At 50.2% G+C, this 20,516-nt stretch carries 7 protein-coding genes; 2 read left to right on the top strand and 5 right to left on the bottom strand.

The window, feature by feature from the left end; all coding sequences use genetic code 11:
• Positions 1-64: 64 nt before the first annotated feature.
• The 5 genes from PKO02S_RS03000 to PKO02S_RS02980 all read right to left on the bottom strand — a co-directional run bounded on the left by PKO02S_RS03000 (position 65) and on the right by PKO02S_RS02980 (position 16,635).
• Positions 65-7,771, bottom strand: coding sequence for an S-layer homology domain-containing protein (locus PKO02S_RS03000; protein ID WP_127579605.1), 7,707 nt, complete (start codon positions 7,769-7,771; stop codon positions 65-67).
• A gap of 23 nt (positions 7,772-7,794) precedes the next feature.
• Entirely contained in the window at positions 7,795-13,179 is a 5,385-nt protein-coding gene (locus tag PKO02S_RS02995) for a hypothetical protein (protein ID WP_127579604.1), read from the bottom strand.
• 331 nt (positions 13,180-13,510) lie between these two features.
• Positions 13,511-14,479, bottom strand: a complete 969-nt coding sequence (locus PKO02S_RS02990) for a M14 family zinc carboxypeptidase (RefSeq protein ID WP_127579603.1) — start codon at positions 14,477-14,479, stop codon at positions 13,511-13,513.
• Positions 14,480-14,595: 116 nt separating this feature from the next.
• Positions 14,596-16,284 (bottom strand): beta-galactosidase, encoded by a 1,689-nt coding sequence (locus PKO02S_RS02985; RefSeq protein ID WP_127579602.1) that lies wholly within the window; start codon positions 16,282-16,284, stop codon positions 14,596-14,598.
• 3 nt (positions 16,285-16,287) lie between these two features.
• Entirely contained in the window at positions 16,288-16,635 is a 348-nt protein-coding gene (locus tag PKO02S_RS02980; protein ID WP_127579601.1) for a hypothetical protein, read from the bottom strand.
• 266 nt (positions 16,636-16,901) lie between these two features.
• On the opposite strand from PKO02S_RS02980, the gene PKO02S_RS02975 reads away from it, so the two are divergent.
• Together PKO02S_RS02975 and PKO02S_RS02970 are read left to right on the top strand one after the other, a co-directional pair.
• A complete protein-coding gene (locus tag PKO02S_RS02975; protein WP_127579600.1) occupies positions 16,902-18,500 on the top strand; it encodes a response regulator transcription factor in 1,599 nt (532 codons plus the stop codon).
• A complete protein-coding gene (locus PKO02S_RS02970) occupies positions 18,500-20,341 on the top strand; it encodes a cache domain-containing sensor histidine kinase (protein WP_127579599.1) in 1,842 nt (613 codons plus the stop codon). The genes PKO02S_RS02975 and PKO02S_RS02970 overlap by 1 nt, the downstream gene beginning before the upstream one ends.
• The last annotated feature ends 175 nt before the right edge of the window (positions 20,342-20,516 follow it).

The raw sequence follows: 20,516 nt of genomic DNA, 5'->3' as shown, positions 1-20,516 counted from the left end.
TATTCCAATGCTTAAATGGGGGCGCCCCCACAATCATATTGACTCGTGAGGGAGCCTGGTTTACTTACTGCCCGGAGATCCAACGGTCCAGCCTGATCGAAATCGCTGCCGCTTGCGCTCTTGTCAGCGCGTCTCCCGGATTCACCCAATTGCCGTCGCCTTCAATGATGCCGTTCATGATGCTGATGGCCGTCGGCTTTCTAGCCCAGTCCGGGATCGCATCGCGGTCGTCGAACGTGCTGAGAATGCGGTCCACCTCATTCTCCGAAAGGTCCTGACCAATGCCAAGCGCTGCCATTAACCGCCCGATCATCGTCATCGCCTCGACACGCGTAATAGTTGCTTCCGGCGCATAGCTGCCATCTTCCAAGCCCTCTACGATACCTAGCTTGGCGGCTACCGATACGCTGCGGTTGAACCAGTCTTGATTACCTACGTCCGTGAACTCGGAGTGCCCGGATTTGTTCATGAGTCCCGCTACGCGGAGCAGCAAAGTTGGGTACTCGGCTCTCGTAATCTGACTGTCCGGTTCGAATGTCGTATCCGCCTTGCCTTGTACGAACAGCTTGGCTGCCGCTTGACGAATGCTTTCTTCTGCCCATGAGCCAGACTCTACGTCCGTGAATGTTTTGGTGCTGCGAATGAAGCTCAAGCTGCCGTTGCCGCTCATCCGAACGTCAACCACCGGCAACCCTTTCTCGTCGTACTCCAGCTTCCATGGTACAGTAGTCCAGCTTCCATCCGGATTGGTCAGAACAAGCGCGGTAATTTCGTCCGCCTTGATTCCATCCGGCACACGGATTTTGGTGCGAGCGTAGGACGTCCATGTATCCTCAGGAATATTTGTTGTGATCATTACGCCTTGTCCACCGCCTAATAAAGAGCTGTTCGTCGAATCCGCCACAATTTTGCCGGCATTGATCGATTGCTCGTCATTCGAGGTGATGCTGACTTCCAAATCTTGCGGCAAGCTTGCCAACATCTTCGGCGTCAGTACGAAGGTAGCCATCGGCACTTGAATCGTGATCGGTTTGTCATTGCTGACCGCATGGTCTCTTACATCTTTGTTCAGCTTGAATTTAAAGCCTTTAGCTGAAGTGTCGTCCGAGACAAGCTTGATTTCTTTGTCGCCGGCTTTCAGGATGTCTTCAAGCTTGATTTCGGAGGTGACGTTCCCCTTGTCGTCCTTCGGCCCTGGAGGAACAGGTATTCCAGGATTGCCACCGATTGGGCCGCCTGGGCCACCGATTGGGCCACCTGGGCCTCCGATTGGGAGTCCTCCGCCAGGGCTTTCCTGTGTGATATTGACCGGCAACGGTGCAGACACGCTTACAACCTTCTGAGTCAGCGTATTTCGTTTCACTACCACGATTTTGTCGCTCGATTGCGCCTCAATATCGCCGGTAGGAGGGACAAAGCTCCAATCGGTCAGCACTTGATTGAAGGTCGGAGCCGTTACGCTCTGGGCGTTCGGGAACTTCTTATAAAGTAACTGATAACCCACCAAATCTTCGTCCGTGCCGATGACAACGCGAGTCGACGTATACGAGCCGTTCTCTTGCGTTATTGCCGAAATGGATTGCAATGAAGTTGGGGCTGGCACTTCCACCGACGCGTAGGTCATTGCCTCAAGAGTGATGCCCTCGGCAACTCGATACTTGCCTTCGATGAAGCTGGTGCCAACCTTAAAACCAGTTACCTCACTGCCGCTTAATGTTACCGCATCACCGGCTGTGACCGAATAGCTCAACCGTGACCGTTCCTCCTCGGTCATGGCCACTTCCTTAAACTTCGGCTTGTTCTGGCCATCGCGGCCGTCCGGCATCACCAAGAACGGTGTTATGCTCGCCTTTTGGCCAGGCTGCAAGCTTGTAATGCTTCTCAGCACGAGGCCTGCCGGCACATTGTAAGAATCGTTCGTGATCACGACGATTGCCGTGTTCTCATTGCCAGCCGCATCGCGGGCTACAATGTTCAGCTCCACATTCGGTTCGCTGGAAGGCACAGAGACCCAGCCAGAAAAGGTTCCGTCAGAGATGTAATCACCAACTGAATTCTTCTCTTTACTGATCAGAACGGTTTCGCCATTTACTGAGATCGCCTTTACGCCTGAAAACATGACATCGCTCGACGTCGTACCTGATACAAAAATTTTGCCATCCGTTGTCCGCTGACCCGTAGTCGGCTGATCGAGATACAAAACCGGCGCAATCGTATCCACCGTCAAATAGAGCATCGTCGTATGGACATCCTTCGTCCGTTTGTTCGTCGCCACCAGCTCAATACCATACTCCCCGTCTGTCTGGAACTGATCGAAGCTGAATGTTCCCGTGCTGCCGTAAGATGTATTAGTAAAGTTGATTTTCCCGATGGACTGCTCGGCTTGGAACGCTTCTACTTCCAAGTCTTGTTGATCGGAGTAGAGGGTTACCGTTTGTTGCGTTTGCTTGGTTAAAATATTCACTTTGTTCTTCTTTTCCGGAACAGCGTCCTTAAAACTATCTGTGATCCGCGGCAACGCCGGTATCGGCAGCAGTCGTTTCGAACTATTCGTCGCAGCAGCAAAATGGAAGTTTTCGTTTTTATCTGCGTTTTTGTCCGGCTTCGTTACAGAGGTGACTCCGATTACGTATTCATGTCCGACTTCCAAACCTGTATACACGAAACTTTCCGGCTTCACGACTGGTACCTTTGCATCAGAACCTTCCAGCGATTCAGGTTTGATAGCATTGCTTGTTGTCTGAGCTGTCCAGCCCCCAACCGGAATTCCTTCATATCGCCCGCTTTGCTCATTCCAATACGGATCGAATTCTTCCTTCGAATACAGAAGCTCAGGGAAGCTCGAGTACTGCTCGAGTTTGCCGTTCTGCTCTTGATAGGCTTCGATCTGATAGAATCGTCCGAATCCGTCTTGCCCCGATTTAACAGCCGCAGGGGTAAACGAAAGAGCGAAATACCCGTTGCCCGCCGGTTCAATCTTCACGTCACTCACAGGCGTAGGCGCCAGCGGATCGATCAGCGTGAACTTGTTCGCCGAAGTCTTTGTTCCGAAAGAAGAACTAGATTTCAATTCGGCTCTTAAATAATAATCGCCGGAACGAAGCAAGCCGCGAATATCCTCCGCATTGCCCATCAGAGTAACGTTTGTCACATCAATTACTTTACTGCCGGAAGTGGTCGATCCGCTAACACTGCCCAAATTGTTGACGGACACATCCTTCGCGATCAGCAGACCGGGATCACCGGCATCCGGTACTTGCTCTTCGATTTCTTTACCGTCTACTATTCTTACTATAGTCTTCATGCGAGAAGGGTCTACGGAGTCTTTAGCCAAATACAGATTGATCGTATCGCCTTGCTTCGCATTGTCGACTTTCCAGCTTGCCGTGAACTTATTGGCCTCACTAGTGTTTGGTGAAAGCGATACTTCCTTCAATTCCGGTAACGCCGGTACATTAAGCAGCCTCGTCTCCACCGGTGTAGATAGGGAGGTCAACGTCCAAGTCCCGCCTTGCTCCGCTCTCTCCTTCGGTATGATGATATACGCCCGACGACGGTCGACCTCGTCGGTTTTCATATCCCAATCGGAAGAGTTCACATTTTGTTGCGCTGTAATATGCTGCGTGAACGCATTCGCGTTCGGATTCGTATTCGTATTGTCGAACACGATCGTGTATGGATTTCCGGAACCGTCCACCAAAGCGAGGCCCGGCGTCGTATTTCCTTCGTACTCCACTTCAATGATCGCGTTGCCTGAAACGCCATTCATCGGAATCTCATGCTTCCGTCCGCCGTTCAACACCTTGATATTCCCAATGCCTACTCCAATCACGCCGTTTTCCAACAGGCTAAGTCCTTGACCAATATTGCGGTACACGATCTCATGCGAGTCCTGCTCCGAACTAATCTTCGATGTCGCAAGCGTCTCAATTCCTTCACCAATTACGAGCAGCTGTGGTCCTTTCTCCGGGTCCTCTACCACCAGGTGCACCAGACCTTCCGGGAGACCCTCGCCGGATGTACCAAATTCGACGCCGCCGCCCCAGTAGTAAGTGATTCCGAGCTTGATCAGCAGAATACCTACACTCCCCCAGAGCTTGTCGTTATTGGCACCCAAGAAGACGCTCGCTAGCGGCAAACCGCCTACAACAGGAACTTTATCGGGAATTTGGAGTCTTGCTCCGATATAGCCCTCGAAATCGATTCGATTCAGCTTTAAATTCTGTCCGACGAATAAACCCGCTTCGCCTATGATGACGCCAATTCCAAGTACGTCCACCTCCGCCTGCGCCATGATGAACCAAGGCGTTACCCATTGGGCTTCCAGCAAAGCCTTCGTAACCATCGGGATTAGGTCATCCTTATCGGCATCGGCTTTCGGTGAATAATCCAGTTTACCTACAATCTTGATGCCGGTTCGCTTCAAGGTCAGGTCGATGCTTCCGTACAGGTTCGCAGGAGTGACGCCGAAACGAATATCTACGCCGGCCTGGAGCGTGAGCGGGAACGGGTCCTTCTTCGAGCCGCCGGCGATCGTATCGGCCAGCTCGCGAATCGCACCACGAATCGCAGTCAAATAAGTGGCCGCGGATATCACGACTCCCGGCTTAGGCAGTGTCGTACTAAATGCAATGACATCCGGCAAAATCCGACCGTCATCCACTTGCTTGAAGGCCAGCTCCCCGCCAACTTCCACTACGTTATCGATCTCGGCATGGAACTTGATGCCATATCGGTTGTTTATATCATCTACTTTCTGTACGTAGTGCGTGATATAGATCTCTCCGCCGTTTCCTTCCTTATCCTTAGGACTCTCTAGCAGGCCCAGTGCGTTGTCCAGGTTAAATTTCAAGCTTGCATCAATCCCGACAAAGCCCTTATCGTTAAATATGACATTTCTCGCCTCAGCCGTTACGATCTTGAGCGTCATCTTGCCGCCGAACGAAATACCGCCCGGACGCAGGATGAAATCATTAAAGCTGATCCCAAATCCGTTGACCATGAACGTCGGATTCGCAAACAGACTATGCCGGTTAAAATAAACATCCTCTATCATTAATTGGCGCAACGGATTGATTCGGTCTCCTAATCGGCCAATTGCCCATGTATAGCTTCCGTTAAGAGAGTTGTCCTCCGGGTTATCATCGCTCATGGGGAACACATCGTTCTCGATCTCGAACCCTTGACCGATTTTTTTCTCGAAGCCATTATTGAAGTCCAGCGTCCATTCCCCGTTATAGAACGTGAAGCCGCTGTTGGCCACGCTAAGCTTGCCTTCTCCCCTTACGAATAAGGAGTCGAAGAAGGGGGAGCCGTTAATCAGTTCTTTAGAAACGTTAAAAATATCCAACTTGCCCTTTGTAAAGACGAGATCTTTTCCGCGGTAGGCAACCGCATTATTAATAATGGCCGGCTCTGTCCGCGTATCTATAATGGTCTGAATGTCCGCCCCGGTTCCCACTTGCTTGACCATGCCGCGAATGACAACAAGCTTTTCTCTTCTCGTGTTGCTGGAAGGGAAGAAAGCCTCTAAATCCTGCTCCGATTCAAAAATTTGGACGGCGTAGGTCGGCACCTTTTCCAGCGCCTGCTCTTTGAAGTGTTCGAATTTCAGCTTCGGGTCTCGTTTGGCGCCTACTAATTCAAACATATCTTTTATTTGTTCATAGAAGTCAACCGATCGCCACAGCAAATGTTTATCCAGGATGTCAGCGCCCGGAAACTCCTTGTTGAACTCCCTGATTCGGTCAGGAGTGATTGAGTTCTCATTATCCAATCCGCTCAAATCAACATATTGCTTATACACGGCCACAATATTCGCTTCACGCACACGCGTTTTCGGATTGTCCGTCACCTTGAACGTCTGAGAGGAGGTCACATCAAACAGCGCAGCCATCTCCTCGTCTCCACCGGTGTCTCCCTTGAAGTCGATCTGAACCTGATACTCGCCCTGCGGCAATTCCGGGCCTAAACCCGCTTCCACCACATTTCCTTTGGCGTCCACCAGAGCTCCGCCGCGATACGTAATCTTCATATCCCCTGAAAATCCATCATCAGCCGGCTGCAGCAGAACTGCATTTTCAACGTCTACCTTGTATCGCTTGGCCGTTGCAATTTCTTTAATGTACAAATCGAAATTAGGATTCGCTACGCCAATGCCTGTGTTGTAGGCGTCTATGTTCGTCAGATTGACCGTAATATACTTCACGTCGGTAGAAAATAATTCCTTAGGGGCCAATCCATATATTTGGGTTGCAAACGCTTGGCCGATCGGCGGAAGGAGCATGAAGTTCGATTTTACAGATTCGTACTGGGCCTTGATGCTGGCATCCGGAAGTCGCTCCAGCTTCGCCGCCGTTTCCGGACTTTTAGCTGTAAGCATATACTGCTTCGTTGTCGGCCATGGTTTGCCCTTTGCCATAACCTTGAACTTCGTCGCGATTGCATCGCCGGGCTTGTAAGTCGGGATAATACCCTGTTCCTGTTCTTGCGGAGTAGCAGCCTTGTTGAAGATGAGCGCTTTGCTCTGAATCGGTTCGGTCTCCGGTTTCCCATCCTTATATACGATATTGCCGAAAGGATCCAGCTTGACAAAGCTCAGTCCGTTCTCTAGTGTCAGCTCGACCTCGATGTTGGAGTGCTCCATATCGTACATGGCCAAGTTTTCGACCTCTGCGATAATATCGAAGACACCCCCATTTACATATCCGCTGTTGTCCGGCAACGGAGCCAGCTGCTGAGGAGTATCCATAAACCGGATAGAGAATACTTTGTCCGGCTCCACGATTTCACCAAGACCGTAGATCGTCTCAAAGGATTGTTTGGCTTGATTTGCGAGTGGAAGCGGCATCCAATAAAACGCCACGGCAGAATCCGCCGTTCCATAATCGTTGGTATCCCGCGTGAAATCCAAGTTGCCGTTTGGCGTGTAGTCCCACTTGGTGTTAGCCAAGCTATTCCAATGGCCGACAATCATTTCTTCGACCGGATTCACATTGATCTCGCCAAAGCTGTTAAACCCATAGGCCATTACATTGGTCGCCAACGGATTGGTCAGATCGAGTTTATCGCGCATGACCCAGTAAGGCGGAAGCTGATAGTACGCTCGATCGTCGACCGCAATGTCCGGATTATTCTCAGGATGCTGCACGAGCCTCCTCTCCACCATGAGAGGAACCTTGTAGCCCGTACCGATCTGGAAAAGAGGACCGTCGTTGCCGGCTACCATCGTATCGAGCAAAATTCGCGAGCCAAGCATTACGCTGACCCCGCTGCGATTGACCACTTCGTAGCGGATGCTGACATTTCCGGCGTTCAGCAAATCCTTAGGATTGGAATAGAGCTTGAGAATCTGTTTGATCTCTACGCCTTTGATCTTCCAGACTGTCTCGATTTGCCGCGTTCCATCCAGATTAAGAACCACTTGAGGACGGGTAATCTCCGAGAAGAAGCTCGCTCCGAACTTGTACGGATTGCCGAAAATATAATCCGTTCCGTCAATCCGGAAAGTCGTAAACGAGCTTTCCGGATTATCGCCGCGAAACATTAAATCTACATTTTGGTCCTTCTTCCGAATCGGTTGACCTTCAACGGTCCTAACTCCGAATCTCCCTGTCTTGTTGTCGACCGTTACTTTAATGTAGTCATTTTGCAAAACCGTTACGTCCGGAGCGGTCAACTCGTCAGCCAATACAAATGTTGCCCCCGCGAATGTGCTAAATCCAATTACAAGTGCCAGAAATAATGCGAATACTTTTTTAAAAAGAGCCACTTGGGTTCCTCCTAGTCGGGTCATCATTGCATTCCTCCGATGAAGAAGGTGGCGAATTCCCGATCCCTCTCTTGACTTCTGACTATGATGGTATACCAGCCCGTCTTAGGGAAAGTAACCTTGTATTGACCATTCTTCAGTTGCTGGTACGTCAGCTTTGTCGCGATGTTCTTCATAATGCCTTCTCGGTATAATCCGTCTTGATAGTAAACATCGTAAGTCGCCCGTTCATTGACCTGTTTGACACCATCTACTTCCATGAACTCGAAGCCGAGAACTCGGAACGTGAGCTTGTTCGTATCGAACAAGGCCGTCTCGCCAATCGAAGAAGAGATCAGAATGTCGTTCGCGAAAACAAGCACGCCATCCTGGTCGACCACAAACACGCTTTGTTTAGCAACGGTTTCATTCCCTACCTGATCGACAGCGGTGTACGTGACATCATAACGCCCGGTCTGAGTTAGGTCCAATCCGCTAATTGTGACTTTGATGTTTTCCGAAGCAGAGAAGTTATCAGATACCGAATACCCGCCCAGATCGGTTTTAAAATTGAAGTCTGCTTTGTTTCGCTGTACAGCCGTGATCGGCATCTTCAGTTGAAGCTCTGGCGCTTTGTTGTCCAGTCCGCCTATGTTGACTTCGACTCGGTTAACGTTACCCAATTTGTCAGACAGCGCTATCCTAGCTTTGCCTTCAGAACCATAGACGCGAGAATAAGAGAACGCTCCTGAAGAATCGCTAATTCGATTCGTGACCGCATCGTTCTCGTCATAAATCGGGACGAGGCCTGTAATCACAGGATTATCCGGAGTAGTAGTCCCGCTAAGTGTAACCTTTACCTGACCTCTAGCCACTTCTTTGCCATTAATAATAGCTTTACGTGCTTGATCCACAGGGTTCCCGTTATCGTCCACGAATTCGTAATGAACATTGGTGACAGCCGGAGGCGAATTGACGATAAAGTTTTCAATTGTCTCCTCAACTACAGTTACATTTCCAGTCACAGGGTCAACCGCCTGGAAAGAATACGTTCCATTCTCTTTCACCGAAAGCGTAGGTCCGCCATTCGGAACAATAAAGTCTTTGCTGCTCGCGTTCTTCTTCACCACTTCGAGCGTAACTCCTTGTGCATACAGCACATTGTCCTGCGCATCCTTGATCGTGCCGTAAGTCAGGCTATGGTTCTCCCCGTAGGCAAAGGAACGGATGATCTTCACTTCAGGACCTTCGCGATCAATACTATCTACGGTTACTGGGGCATAACCAACGTTGCCCGCCTCATCTTTAAACTCGAAAGTGAATGTGTTGTTTTCCGTAAAAGTATAGATCGACTTGCCACCGTTATTGGTGATCTGAACCGGTTCATTGGTATTAAGCCTGACCGGTACGTTGCCATTGGTTTTCAAGTCCGGCACCAGTTTCTCGACGCTGCCGATCGGGGCGACATCATCGATATTGGCAACTACGATGTACAGCTTGTCGGTTCTGGTCGGGTCTGCCAGATCGGTGAGATCGAATGAGTAGTAGCCATTTTTCGTTACATGGAATGTATTTCCTGTGCGGACCGGTACGGAAGGATTCGCTGCTGAAGCCACAGCTCGAATGCCGAGTGGCGGTGCGACGAAAATATCAACTCCCGTAGACGAATTCACCGGCCTGGTGGTGCTCAAGCTTGCCAAAGCATAAACCGGCTCTTGGATAAAGCTTCCGATAGTCGTCATACTCATCGGGTTACCGATTACGCCAAACGGAGTACGGACTTTAAATTGAATTTTCAAATCCGCTGCGTTTTTCGTTGGTACCTTGACGGCTACAAAGTTAGTGTAAGGCTTCCACTTCAACCAACTTTCGCCACCATCGGAAGAGACAGAGTACTCATAACCTTCTTTATCCACGGAGTCGATATCGACCTTTATTACGGCCGTGTAACCCTCAGTCTGATCGCCGTAGAGGTAAATCAGATTGGAACGGATCGGAGCTGGAGCCGCTCCTAGCCCCACTTTGGTAATTTTGAAGATGCCAGTTGTTGCTTTAATGATCCGGTTGCCAGCTTGGTCTTCCGCAAGGATATATAGCTTGAAATCCTTTTCTTCGCCGTCAGCGAACCCATCATTATCAATCGTGACCACTCTTTCGGGCGGAAGAAGGGTCCATGTCGAGCTCTCCGTAGGAGCCGGTAACGAACTCTCTTGCTTGATGTATTTTAGGGTTGTTGGTGACTGACCGTATTGTTCCGATACCGCTATCGTTACTTTTTGACTGGATTGGGGATACGGGACCCCATTCGTGCTGAAGGAAACGGACGGCGGTAAATTATCGAAATAGTATTCCTTGCTGAAATAATAGAATCGATCAGGCACTACCGGAGACAAATCCGAAACTACGCGAATTTTCATATGCACGTAAACTACACCGTTATATGTGCTGTCGACCGGGATATCATAGTGATAGTAGTCGTCTTTCAGATCAAATGCAGTGAGCGTAGTGTATGCGCTGTTGTCTTCCGGCCTAGTCGAATTGGAGCTCAGCGAAAAAGCTACATAAGTACCGTATGTGGAATCGGTGACGGTCTGGGAATAGGTTGCATAGGTTACTGAGCTAACCGTTTGTGCACCTATGCCTTTGATTCTGAACTCGACATTATGGCTCTTTTTAAAAATGTTCAAATTAGAAGTAGTTTCAAAATTTCCCGGAACTAGTGCATTCGAATCAATCTTTACTGCCCTACTTGTCTGGATTGCTTCGTTCCCAGCCTGATCAATTGCCTTGACAGCCAGGACATAGTCTCCATCCTCAACAATTTTATTGATGGAATTGAGATTGACTGTGCCTGCAGTTAGGACTGCCGTAGACCAATCCGGTCCTGTTGGCTGTTCTCCCGACTTAACCCACATGTACTTGATTTCCGGGTTCGAATCAGAATTAAGGGCAACTCCACTGTGTGGATCGGTTACACTGACCATAACGTCAGCGATTGATGTTCCGTCACCATTAATTGTGCCGAAGGTGATGGAAGGGACTTGGTTGTCATATAAGATAGTTCCCCTTTTATAGGTCCAATTGGAATCTTCCTGTTGGAAATCTTCTACTTTCCATTCCAGAATGTCACCGTAATCCCCGACTTTTTTCATCGCCTCATTGTTGGCATATACGATCTTATCCGCCTCTGAGCCTGGAGCCGCCGCTATCCAATTGGCATACTCGGTAGGGTGATCCTTGATATATGTCTTCATCTTCTCGTACTGCTTTAATTCACGCGCCGAATCCCATGTCATGTCCGCTGTCCAAGTATGCAGATACCACGGCTTGGCTGTTCCGTCTTGCAATGCCCCTGGCGGCGGAGCGATCAGATTCGTCTTGTTGTTGGCTACCTTTAGGGTTACATCAGACAAATTGCTATCGAGTTCAACAGGTTGTTTAGCGGATAGGGAGAACCGCTTTACTGCTGCAAAGTTTTTAACCGTATCTTTACCTAGGAACGGATCTTCAGGTTTATCGCTCCAATAGTAGTAGACTAGTCCTACTGTAGGCGCGGAGGAGCCTGTCATATTGGAAGGTCTGTAGATCCCTTTACTCGGCGCAAGTGTAGACGGTTGGCCCTGATCCATTAATTGCGAATCAGTAGCATCAATTGTAATTTTGCCGCTCTTTCGATACACCGCATCAGTCGCATTCTGGTTCTCATAGCGGAACAAAATATCAGGTTTAGTGTTATCGATCGATAATTGTGCCCAATCGATTTTGGTGTTTACGCGGGAAGTGAAATGGTCTCCTGAGAGATTGCCGTCTGTGAAGTTGCCATCGTAGTTGGCAGGCTCGATCAAAAAGTTGCCAGCGTAGTCTTGCAGCACTTCGGTGTCTTGATCGTCGGCTTCGGTTGACGGGTTTCCCGATCCTTTATTTGTTAATTTTACGACTTTCAGCAAGGGACTCTCCCATTCTTTCAAATCTGTGATTGTAGCTTTGAACCTCCACTCTTTCGTACCGTTCCCCCACTTTTTCGTATCGTCTGCGTCAACATATGTAGCTTTCTGTCCGTTGCTAAATAGGAGATAGGTCTCGCCTAACGTGTAGCCGGTTCTGATTATAGTCTCTTCCGTAAACTGAACCGTGAAAAGGATCTCGTCCTTGTTATTTAGAGTCACACCCGTTAGTATCTCTGGTTGTATGCCGTTGCCTACCTTTGTATATTTAGGAGGGACTGCATCTATGATTACACGAAAGCCTTTATTAGAGTAGTCGAATGGATCCGCAGGCGGGTTAGTGTTGTTCTTAAGATAAGTTGCACTGTCATCAGTAACTTTGCGTGGTATATTTATGGTCGCTAAGTTCCCGGCAACATCTGCGAATTTAGCATTTTTAAGCTTAGTCTCAAGAGAACCCGGGTCGTTGCCAAGCATTAGTTGTTGAGTTGGATTGTTTGCACTATTATGGAACCGAATGCCCGTATATTTGTACTCCACTGATTTGTGGAAATCTGCAAGATTCGTTTTGTTATAGGTTTCATTGATTAGGTATTGCTCTTGACTTTCCCCGGGCAGTAAAGTTCCGTCCTCATTTTTAAAGAAATAATGCTGTCGGAACGGTAAACTAAGGGTCTCAGCAGCAGTTCCTGTCAGCTTGCTGTAGGCTGAAGGCTGAACCTGTTCGCTAAAGTTATACGTTAACGAGACATACTCATTTTGTTTAATGAATAACTGCCTTTGATCGATCGTATCGTTATGTCTTGTGGTTCCGTTGCTCTTGAATGTATAGTTTTCGATTTTAGGAGCCGTTTTGTCTTGAAAACCAACAAAGAGCTTGTCTGGACCAGTAAAGTTTCCTTCATCCGTTCCGTCACCATATACTTCAATCCGAATAATACTTGTAGTTTTTATTGGAAAAGTTCTACTTTCTGCTTCCACGCTCCTATTATTTGTCCCCCTGTTAACAACTTCTTTCCCATCAATAATAAGCTTTACCCATGTATTATTTTCCCAGGGAAACCCCCATGAAGTTCCACTGTAGTAGCGTAGTTTATCCCATCCAAAAATCACTTCAGCTTCGTTAGAAGCCGCGAGCTTTGAGAGATACGGATTAGCACTAATATTAATTTCAAAATGCGCATATGCAGTTTCATCGTCATCAGTACCTAATTGAAAATCACCAGAGTCATAAACAATTCGCTCAACATATCCGCTCTCTTTACGTGAAAATCCAGGAGCAGTGTTATCTGGCTTAAAATTCACAAACGCATTTCCTGCTTCTCTCGTTCTGTTCCCCACCGTCACGTTATTACCAAACATGACAAGCAAATCATCGTCCGCCGCCTCAACTGTAGCGGGTTGCCCAGCAGGCAACAGGCCAAGTAGCATGCAACAAGCCAAGGCAGCCGCCGTCCACTTCCGAAAAGTTCGTTTCTTGATCATCCCGATGCCCCTCTTCTTCCTTAAAGGTAAATTAGTCCATGCGACGCAATTCGACAAGATAGTGCGATTTTCCTATCGTATAAAATTATAAAATACTTTCCTGACAAAAAACTCACAAGATTTGAGGGACCAATGTCCTAATGACAGTCAATTACAGGGAAAACGTGGTGTATACCACAAAATCGCTAGGTCCTTCACAAAAAAACAAAAAATATTTATGAACAGCAAACTTTAATTCCCCTTTCAAGACGCCTTAACTTCATCAACGCACAAAAAAACATCCCGCTACGCCAACCGCGTAAACAGGATGCCTCCGCACACATAAACCCTCTCAAACTTCGCCGCAAATCCGCCGGATCGTCGCCACAACCGCCAATGCTTCCGCTTCCATCTGTCGCTCAGGCGGCGTGCAGGCGGAGTTGTTCTTCACCTCGACCGTCATCTTGCACATCCGTCGGTGGATGTCTCCCCAATTGCGACGGAAATACTCGGCTTGCGTGCCGGTATACCCGAGCGGAGCCGGTGGGCGCACAACAAAACCGGCCTCGCGCCAAACCTCCGAGATGTGGTTGGCCCAAGCCTCGCACTGAATACGAATTTCATCGGTCTGTAGGCCTACTGTCGGAAGCAGGATTTGACACTGCGTTGCCGAGTTCACGAACTCCGTTTGATGCAGATCCAGCCAATAGTCGTACCTATACTCCGCATCCATACGCCGGAAAAGCTTCGAGTACGACGATAGCTGCGTCCGGTTCGGCTCTACATACGTGTACGCATCCAGCTGTTCGTAGGCTATGCCGATCGGATCGGGGGCTTGGAGCTCCTTCGTATCGAACTGATCGACGCGATTCCATCGTTGTCCAGGCGCATCCGGATCTTCTCCGAACATGATGCACCAGAACCGCTCGTTCGGCACTTCCGTCCCATCCCAATACGGGTAAGGGGAGCGCTCCACGCCGCCGGGATTCCCGATCGGATTAAAGGTCACTACCATGCCTGCCAGCACCTTCCCCACATCTAGCAACGTTGGCCGACCGGCAAGATCATACCCCGCAACTAATTGTTCAATAACATCGATCATTCCCGCCGTTGTAGCCGGCTCGTGCGCATGCGGCTGCGCGACATACAATTTCCTCTTCTTCTCATCGGGCACCGCGAAATCTGACAAAGAAATCGCATACACCTTATGCCCCGAGTAAGCCGTTTCATATTCCACCCGAATACGGTCCGGAGAATGCTTCAACCACTCCTCCAGCTTCGCTTCCAATTGCGTCGGGTTGGACATAAAAATAGCCGACATGTCGTATCAACTCCCGTTTCATCCCCAAGTTTTTTAGCGCCAGCTTCTCGTCCCACAAAACTATATTAATGAAGGAAAAAATCCGCCCAGCGTCGAACGGTCTTTTTCCCATACGATTATTTCGCCCAAGTCACCCGATAAATCGCCACGTCCTTCTCGGGAGCCTGGATATGCATCGCCATCCGGTCTTGCTCCTGGTGCACCGGATGCAGACTGCCATCCGTCACGCATACCGCGGACTTCACCCGAGTGCCGACTCCTTCCAGCACGACTTCCGCTGCAATCGAATCCGACTCATAATTGAATACGTACAGCAGCAACCCGTCTTCTCCACGCATGGCCGCCAATTTCAAGCGCGGATCGCTGCTCGCGAATGGTGCCAGCCCATACTCCGCCTTCAGCTCACGAAACCAATCCAGCACCCTGGCATCCGGCCGTTTATAGTAGCCGTACCACAGCATAGTAGAAATATAGACGACACGTCCCTGTCCCATCGTGCTGCTTAGAATAGCCGGGAAGCCATCCTCATAGCGGCCCAAAACTTCCACACCGTCACTTTCCACGCTCAGCAATTTTCTCTCGAAATAACCGGGAACCGTACCCCCTGCAAGACCGCCAGCCCGTCCGTCTGCCGAAGCAACCGTAAAATCCAACTGGAGCGGATCAATGTCGATCAACCGGTACCCAAGCGCCTCGTTCAGAGCGCCACCCGGGCAATCCTCGTGCAAAACGCCGTCTTCTGCAATTTCTCCGAACTTCCCGTCCGCCACGATCGTGCCGCCTTGTTCGGCGTACCCCTGCAACGCCACCGCCAGATCCGAGCCGATCGTCAGCTGATTGGTCAAGATCAGCAAGCCGAACGCTCCCGCCCTACCGCTTTTCACATCGTCAGGCGTAATGAATTTCACCGGAATGTTCAGCTCCCACAAGCATTCGTACAGCCCCGCGATGGAGTTCAGATAAATGCTGGTCTCGTCCGGCAAAGCATGGGTATACGACTTCGTGAAATCATGGGTCAGCCTATCGTATAAAATGGCGGCTTTCGGCCTCACCGGCTCATACGCGGTAAAAGCGTCGGCATGCTCCTCCAGGACGGACGCCATCTCTTGAGCGGCTTTCGCCCTCGGTGTGAAGTTGCCCTTCAAATCGACCAAGCCGCGAGCCGCCGTCTGATTTCCTTTGATGAACGGATCCCACTTCCAGTAGATCATCCCTTTGGCGCCGTGAGCGATCGCCTCCCAGGCCCACCATTTGAGCTCATAAGGGTACACGATGCTACTCGGATTGAACATGTTGCGATGATGGCTCTGCAGCTCGGAAATCCAAAACCGTCCGCTCCTCGTAGCCGAGTGCACCCCGACAAAGGTCAGCCAACGCTTATAGGCCGGAGAGCCTGCCAAGTTTTCTTTCGGATAAAACGAGATGCCGTACTCGTCCACATTGTCCGCCGCGTTCCAGTCGTCATGCGGCCGTCCATAAAACATATCCGTCGCGACCATCGAGTTGATGTTGTCGGCGATAGTAGGACGATCCGGGTCGACCGCCTTCACGTAGCCGCTCCACTCCCGCAAAATCATCCCCATGTTCGCTTTGCGGAATTGCTGCCAATCGACGAGAGGCATCACGCTCGGCCATTGCCAGAAGTTGTACTCGATCTGGTGCCAGCTGTAATACACCCGGTCCCATGCATCATTCAGCCGCTCGATCGTGCCGTACTTTTCCTCCAGCCAGCCTCGGTATACTTGCAATGTATATCGGTCGTAAGAGGTGAATCCGGTTTCATTCAAAATATCATAGCCGTACAACGCCTAGAATCCCTTATAAGCCTGCGCGGCCTCGCTGAAATTTTTCTTGATCAGCTGTTTCACTTCCGGGTGGTTGTAGTTCAAGGCATCGAACACGAGCTTCGTTTTGTCATAGGTGCCGTCCAATTTGACGGTGTAGTAGTCTTCTTTCATCAGGTAATCCGGCGCGTACTCCAAGGCGGTGATTTGCCCGGCCAGCTCCATGATAACCTGCATCCCGATCTGCTCGGCGTACTGCAGAATTTCGATCCCCGTCTGGAACGGGTAGTGGGCATGCGCCTTATTTTCCCACCAGAACACGGCCGGCCAGATCACCGCGATGTTCATGCCGCACCGCTTCATATCGTCCATTTTCCGTTTGACGTCCTCGATTGAGAACTCCCTCTACACCTTCAGTACCGCACCGTATGGAAAGGATTTCATGCTGACTACCCTCATCAATTCATAATCCAAATTTGAAGCTACTCCCTCACTATTTATTATAATTGCCAGCCCAGGTGGTAAAATGGTACAAAGCCGCTTTTTCGTCTCGTGCATTGACAACTTGAAAAGGTTAAAGTATAAAATATAGACAATCAGTATATTAAACCGCTTTCAGATAGGGAGTCCTGATTCACATGGCTTACAAGCTGATTATTGTGGATGATGAAGAGCATATTCGTGAAGGATTAAGCGATCTGGTCGATTGGACCTCGCTTGGCTTCGAGCTGGTCGCCAAGCTGGAGGACGGCATTTATGCGAAGGCTTTGCTGGAGAAGACGAAGATCGATATTATCCTGACCGATGTGAAAATGACGCATATGTCCGGCCTGGAGCTGGCAAAGCACGTGCATGAGCATCATCCGAAAACGAAAATCGTTTTGATCAGCGGATTCAAGGAATTCGAATTCGTCAAGCAGGCGATGGCTTACAATGTGGTCAATTATTTGCTGAAGCCGACCAAGCTGAGCGATATCCGCTCTGTATTCCAGGACGTCAAGGCACGGCTGGACAAGGAAGCGGAGGAGCAGCAGCAAATGTCCAAAGTGATGAAGCACAACAACGAGCTGCTGCCGCTGATCCGCAAGCAGCTGTTCCGCGACTTGTCCACCGGCAAATTGAACGACGCTCAGGAAGCCGAGAAGCTGCTGCGGCTGACCGAAGTGCGCGCGAATACGGCGGATCACCGCTGCGCCGTTGTCCGCCTGGCCTTCCTGCCATCCGAGACGGAGGAGCAAGAGACGGAAGAGGCTTTCGCCTCCGATTCGATCGAGAATATGATCCGCAGCGAGGCGGCCGATCGGCTCATCATCCCGGTGTTCATCAGCCCGGATCATATGGATATTGTCGCCCTCGACCTGCAGCCCGGACAGGACACCGCCTCGTTCCGCAGCTCCGTGCTGTCGAGCATGCAGACGGCGGCGGAGCGCATTTACACGTTGCTGGGCATTGAAGCCAAGCCGGAAATCGTCGGAACCTTCGACAATTTGCGTCAGCTTATGCATACCAGCACGACCTACGCGGTTAAGGACGAGAACCAGCTGCAGTATGATCCGACTGAAATTTCATTCAAGGAAAATCCGCTGCTGGCGGAGCAGCGCAAGCAGTTCCTGTCCTACATCAACGTGGGTAATATGGAGGCGCTTCCCGGCCAGTTCGAGATGCTGCTGAGCACGATCAAACTAGGCAGCCTGCCTAACCATTTTGTGAAAAACATGCTGATCGAGCTGTTCTCCACATTGTGCGCCAAGTTGAACGAGATGGATTTGCCGATCGATAAAATAACGAACAAGCCTTTCTACTACGAGACGATTCTTCGGCTGAACAGCTACGCGGAGCTGCAGCAATGGGGAATCGGCGTGCTGAGCGAGATTGCCGACTATATCGTGAACCACACGGCTGCTGAGCCGACTATGATTCAGAAAGCGAAAGAATACATCGCCCAGTCGTTCGACAAAGATATTTCGCTCGATAGCGCGGCTTCGCAAGTGTACTTGAGTCCCGACTATTTCGGCCGCCTCTTCAAGCAGTACACCGGCAGCAGCTTCACCGACTTTGTGACGGAGTATCGGATGAACAAGGCGCTTGAATATTTGCAAAATCCGCAGTTCAAAATTTATGAAATCGGCTCGATCGTGGGCTATAAAAACACCAAATATTTTTTCAAGCTGTTCAAAAAACATACCGGATACACGCCTTCCGAGTACAGGCGCAAGTCCATTAATAAGGAAAAGTGATGAGAGATCCGTTAAGCCTTTGGTTTATCTTGAAAAACTATCGGTTCCGCAGCGTTTTCATCAAAAACTTTTTTATCATTTTGGCGCTTATTTTGCTGCCCGTTACCGGGCTCAGTGTAGGGATTTACAACTTGTACAGCAAGATGGTGACCGAAGAGATCAGCAGCGCCCATCTGAGCTCGCTGTCGCGAATCCGCGATATGGTCGACATGCTCGTGCGGGAAGTGGACGACTTCTCCGTCCGCCTCGCCTCCGACGAGGTCGTGGCCGACCTGCTGGAGACGGAGTATGAGGGCCCGCCCGATTACGATATGAATATGTTGATCAGCAAGCTGTTTGCCAAGCTCAATTTTCAGAACAACAACATCCAGAACTTCCTGGATTCGATCTACGTGTACTCGGAGAAAAACCAATATTTGTATACATCCGACCTACGGAGATGGCCATTCAGCGAATACATTGATCGCGAGTGGGCGGCGGATTTCAGCAAGCGGCGCGAGACCTCTCGGGTATGGACAATCGCCAGAACGGCGCAGACCCACTATACGGTCACGGCGACGAAGCCGCTTATTACCTCCGTTCGTACGGCGCCTCTACTCTATGACAAATCCGGAAGTATCGTCATGAATATCGATACGGCCAAGTTTATGAGCATCATTCACAACACCAGCGACCACTATTTGGAAAATATTTATATCGTCGACGAGAACGGCCTTATTTTGGCTCACGACAATTTCAAGCTGATCAATCACTCGATTACGGAGATTTTGCCGAACACCCAGGTCATGAACGACAACCCGAACGAGCCGGCCTTTGTGTACAATGAGCAGACCAAACAGTCCGTCTCTCATGTCAATTCGCTTTACAACAAGTGGAGGTTTATCTCGATCGTGCCCTTGAAGCTGTATGAGGACAAGGCGGTTTACATCCGCAACTATTTGCTTGTCTCCTCGTTCTTCAGCGTGCTGGTCGCCTTGGTGATGTCGCTGATCGTGTCCTGGCGAATGTTCATCCCGATCAAGCAGATCATGTCCGTCGTCAGCCGACCGGGCGAATGGCTGCAGGAGTCGGAGCGGGGCAGCATGTTCCAGACGGACAAAGACAAACCTCAGCTCAATGAGATCAAGTACATTACGTCGAGCATTCTGAGCTCCTATGGGGAGAAACAGGAGCTCGAGAACGAGCTGCGCCATCGCCTCGCGCTTCTGGACCGGGCGTATGCCGTGGCACTGCAGTCCCAGATCAATCCGCATTTCCTCTACAACACGCTGGAGACGATCAATTGGCAGGCGCTAAGGCTGTCGAACGGCGACAACCCGGTGTCCGAGATGATCACATCGCTCTCGCTGCTGTTGCGCTTTTCCTTGGACGGGGAAGACCATCTGGTCTCGATCCGGGACGAGATGGCGAACTGCCAGCATTACATCGATATCCAGAAAATCCGTTATCCGCGCAAATTTGTGGTGGAATGGGAAATGGATGAGAAGCTGTACGGGTTGAAAATCCCTCGTATAACGCTCCAGCCGCTGATCGAGAATGCCATCTACCACGGGATCAAGCCGATGAACGGCGAAGGGCTGATCACGGTGAAGGGCTCGCTCGAGGGCGGACATGCGGTGCTGCGCGTCGCGGACAACGGCGTCGGGATGGCTCCCGAGAAGGTGGATCAGATCAACCGGGAGCTGGCGGACAAGCACTGGATCAGCGGGAATCATATCGGGGTGAAGAATGTGAACCAGCGGATCAAGCTGACGTTCGGAGAATCCAGTGGGCTTCATATCGCCAGCTACCTTGGGAAGGGCACGGAGATTACGGTGCGGATCTCGACTTTGCAGGTGTAAGCAAGGAGCCGGAACCTATGCCGTATAAGGGTTAGTTCGTGGGAGGGCAGCCCGCACTGTGATTGAAGCACGCAGAACTCCCCAGTTTCACCTTTAAACTATCCTTATAACGCAGATACGTATCGAAGATGACAAAGCTGTTCTTTGCAACAAAAGGGCTTCCGGTGAGCAGAGC

This window comes from Paenibacillus koleovorans NBRC 103111, assembly GCF_004000845.1.
GTDB lineage: Bacteria > Bacillota > Bacilli > Paenibacillales > NBRC-103111 > Paenibacillus_AA > Paenibacillus_AA koleovorans.
Note: the sequence above shows the minus strand (reverse complement) of the source record. Positions and strands in the feature narration are given on the sequence as shown.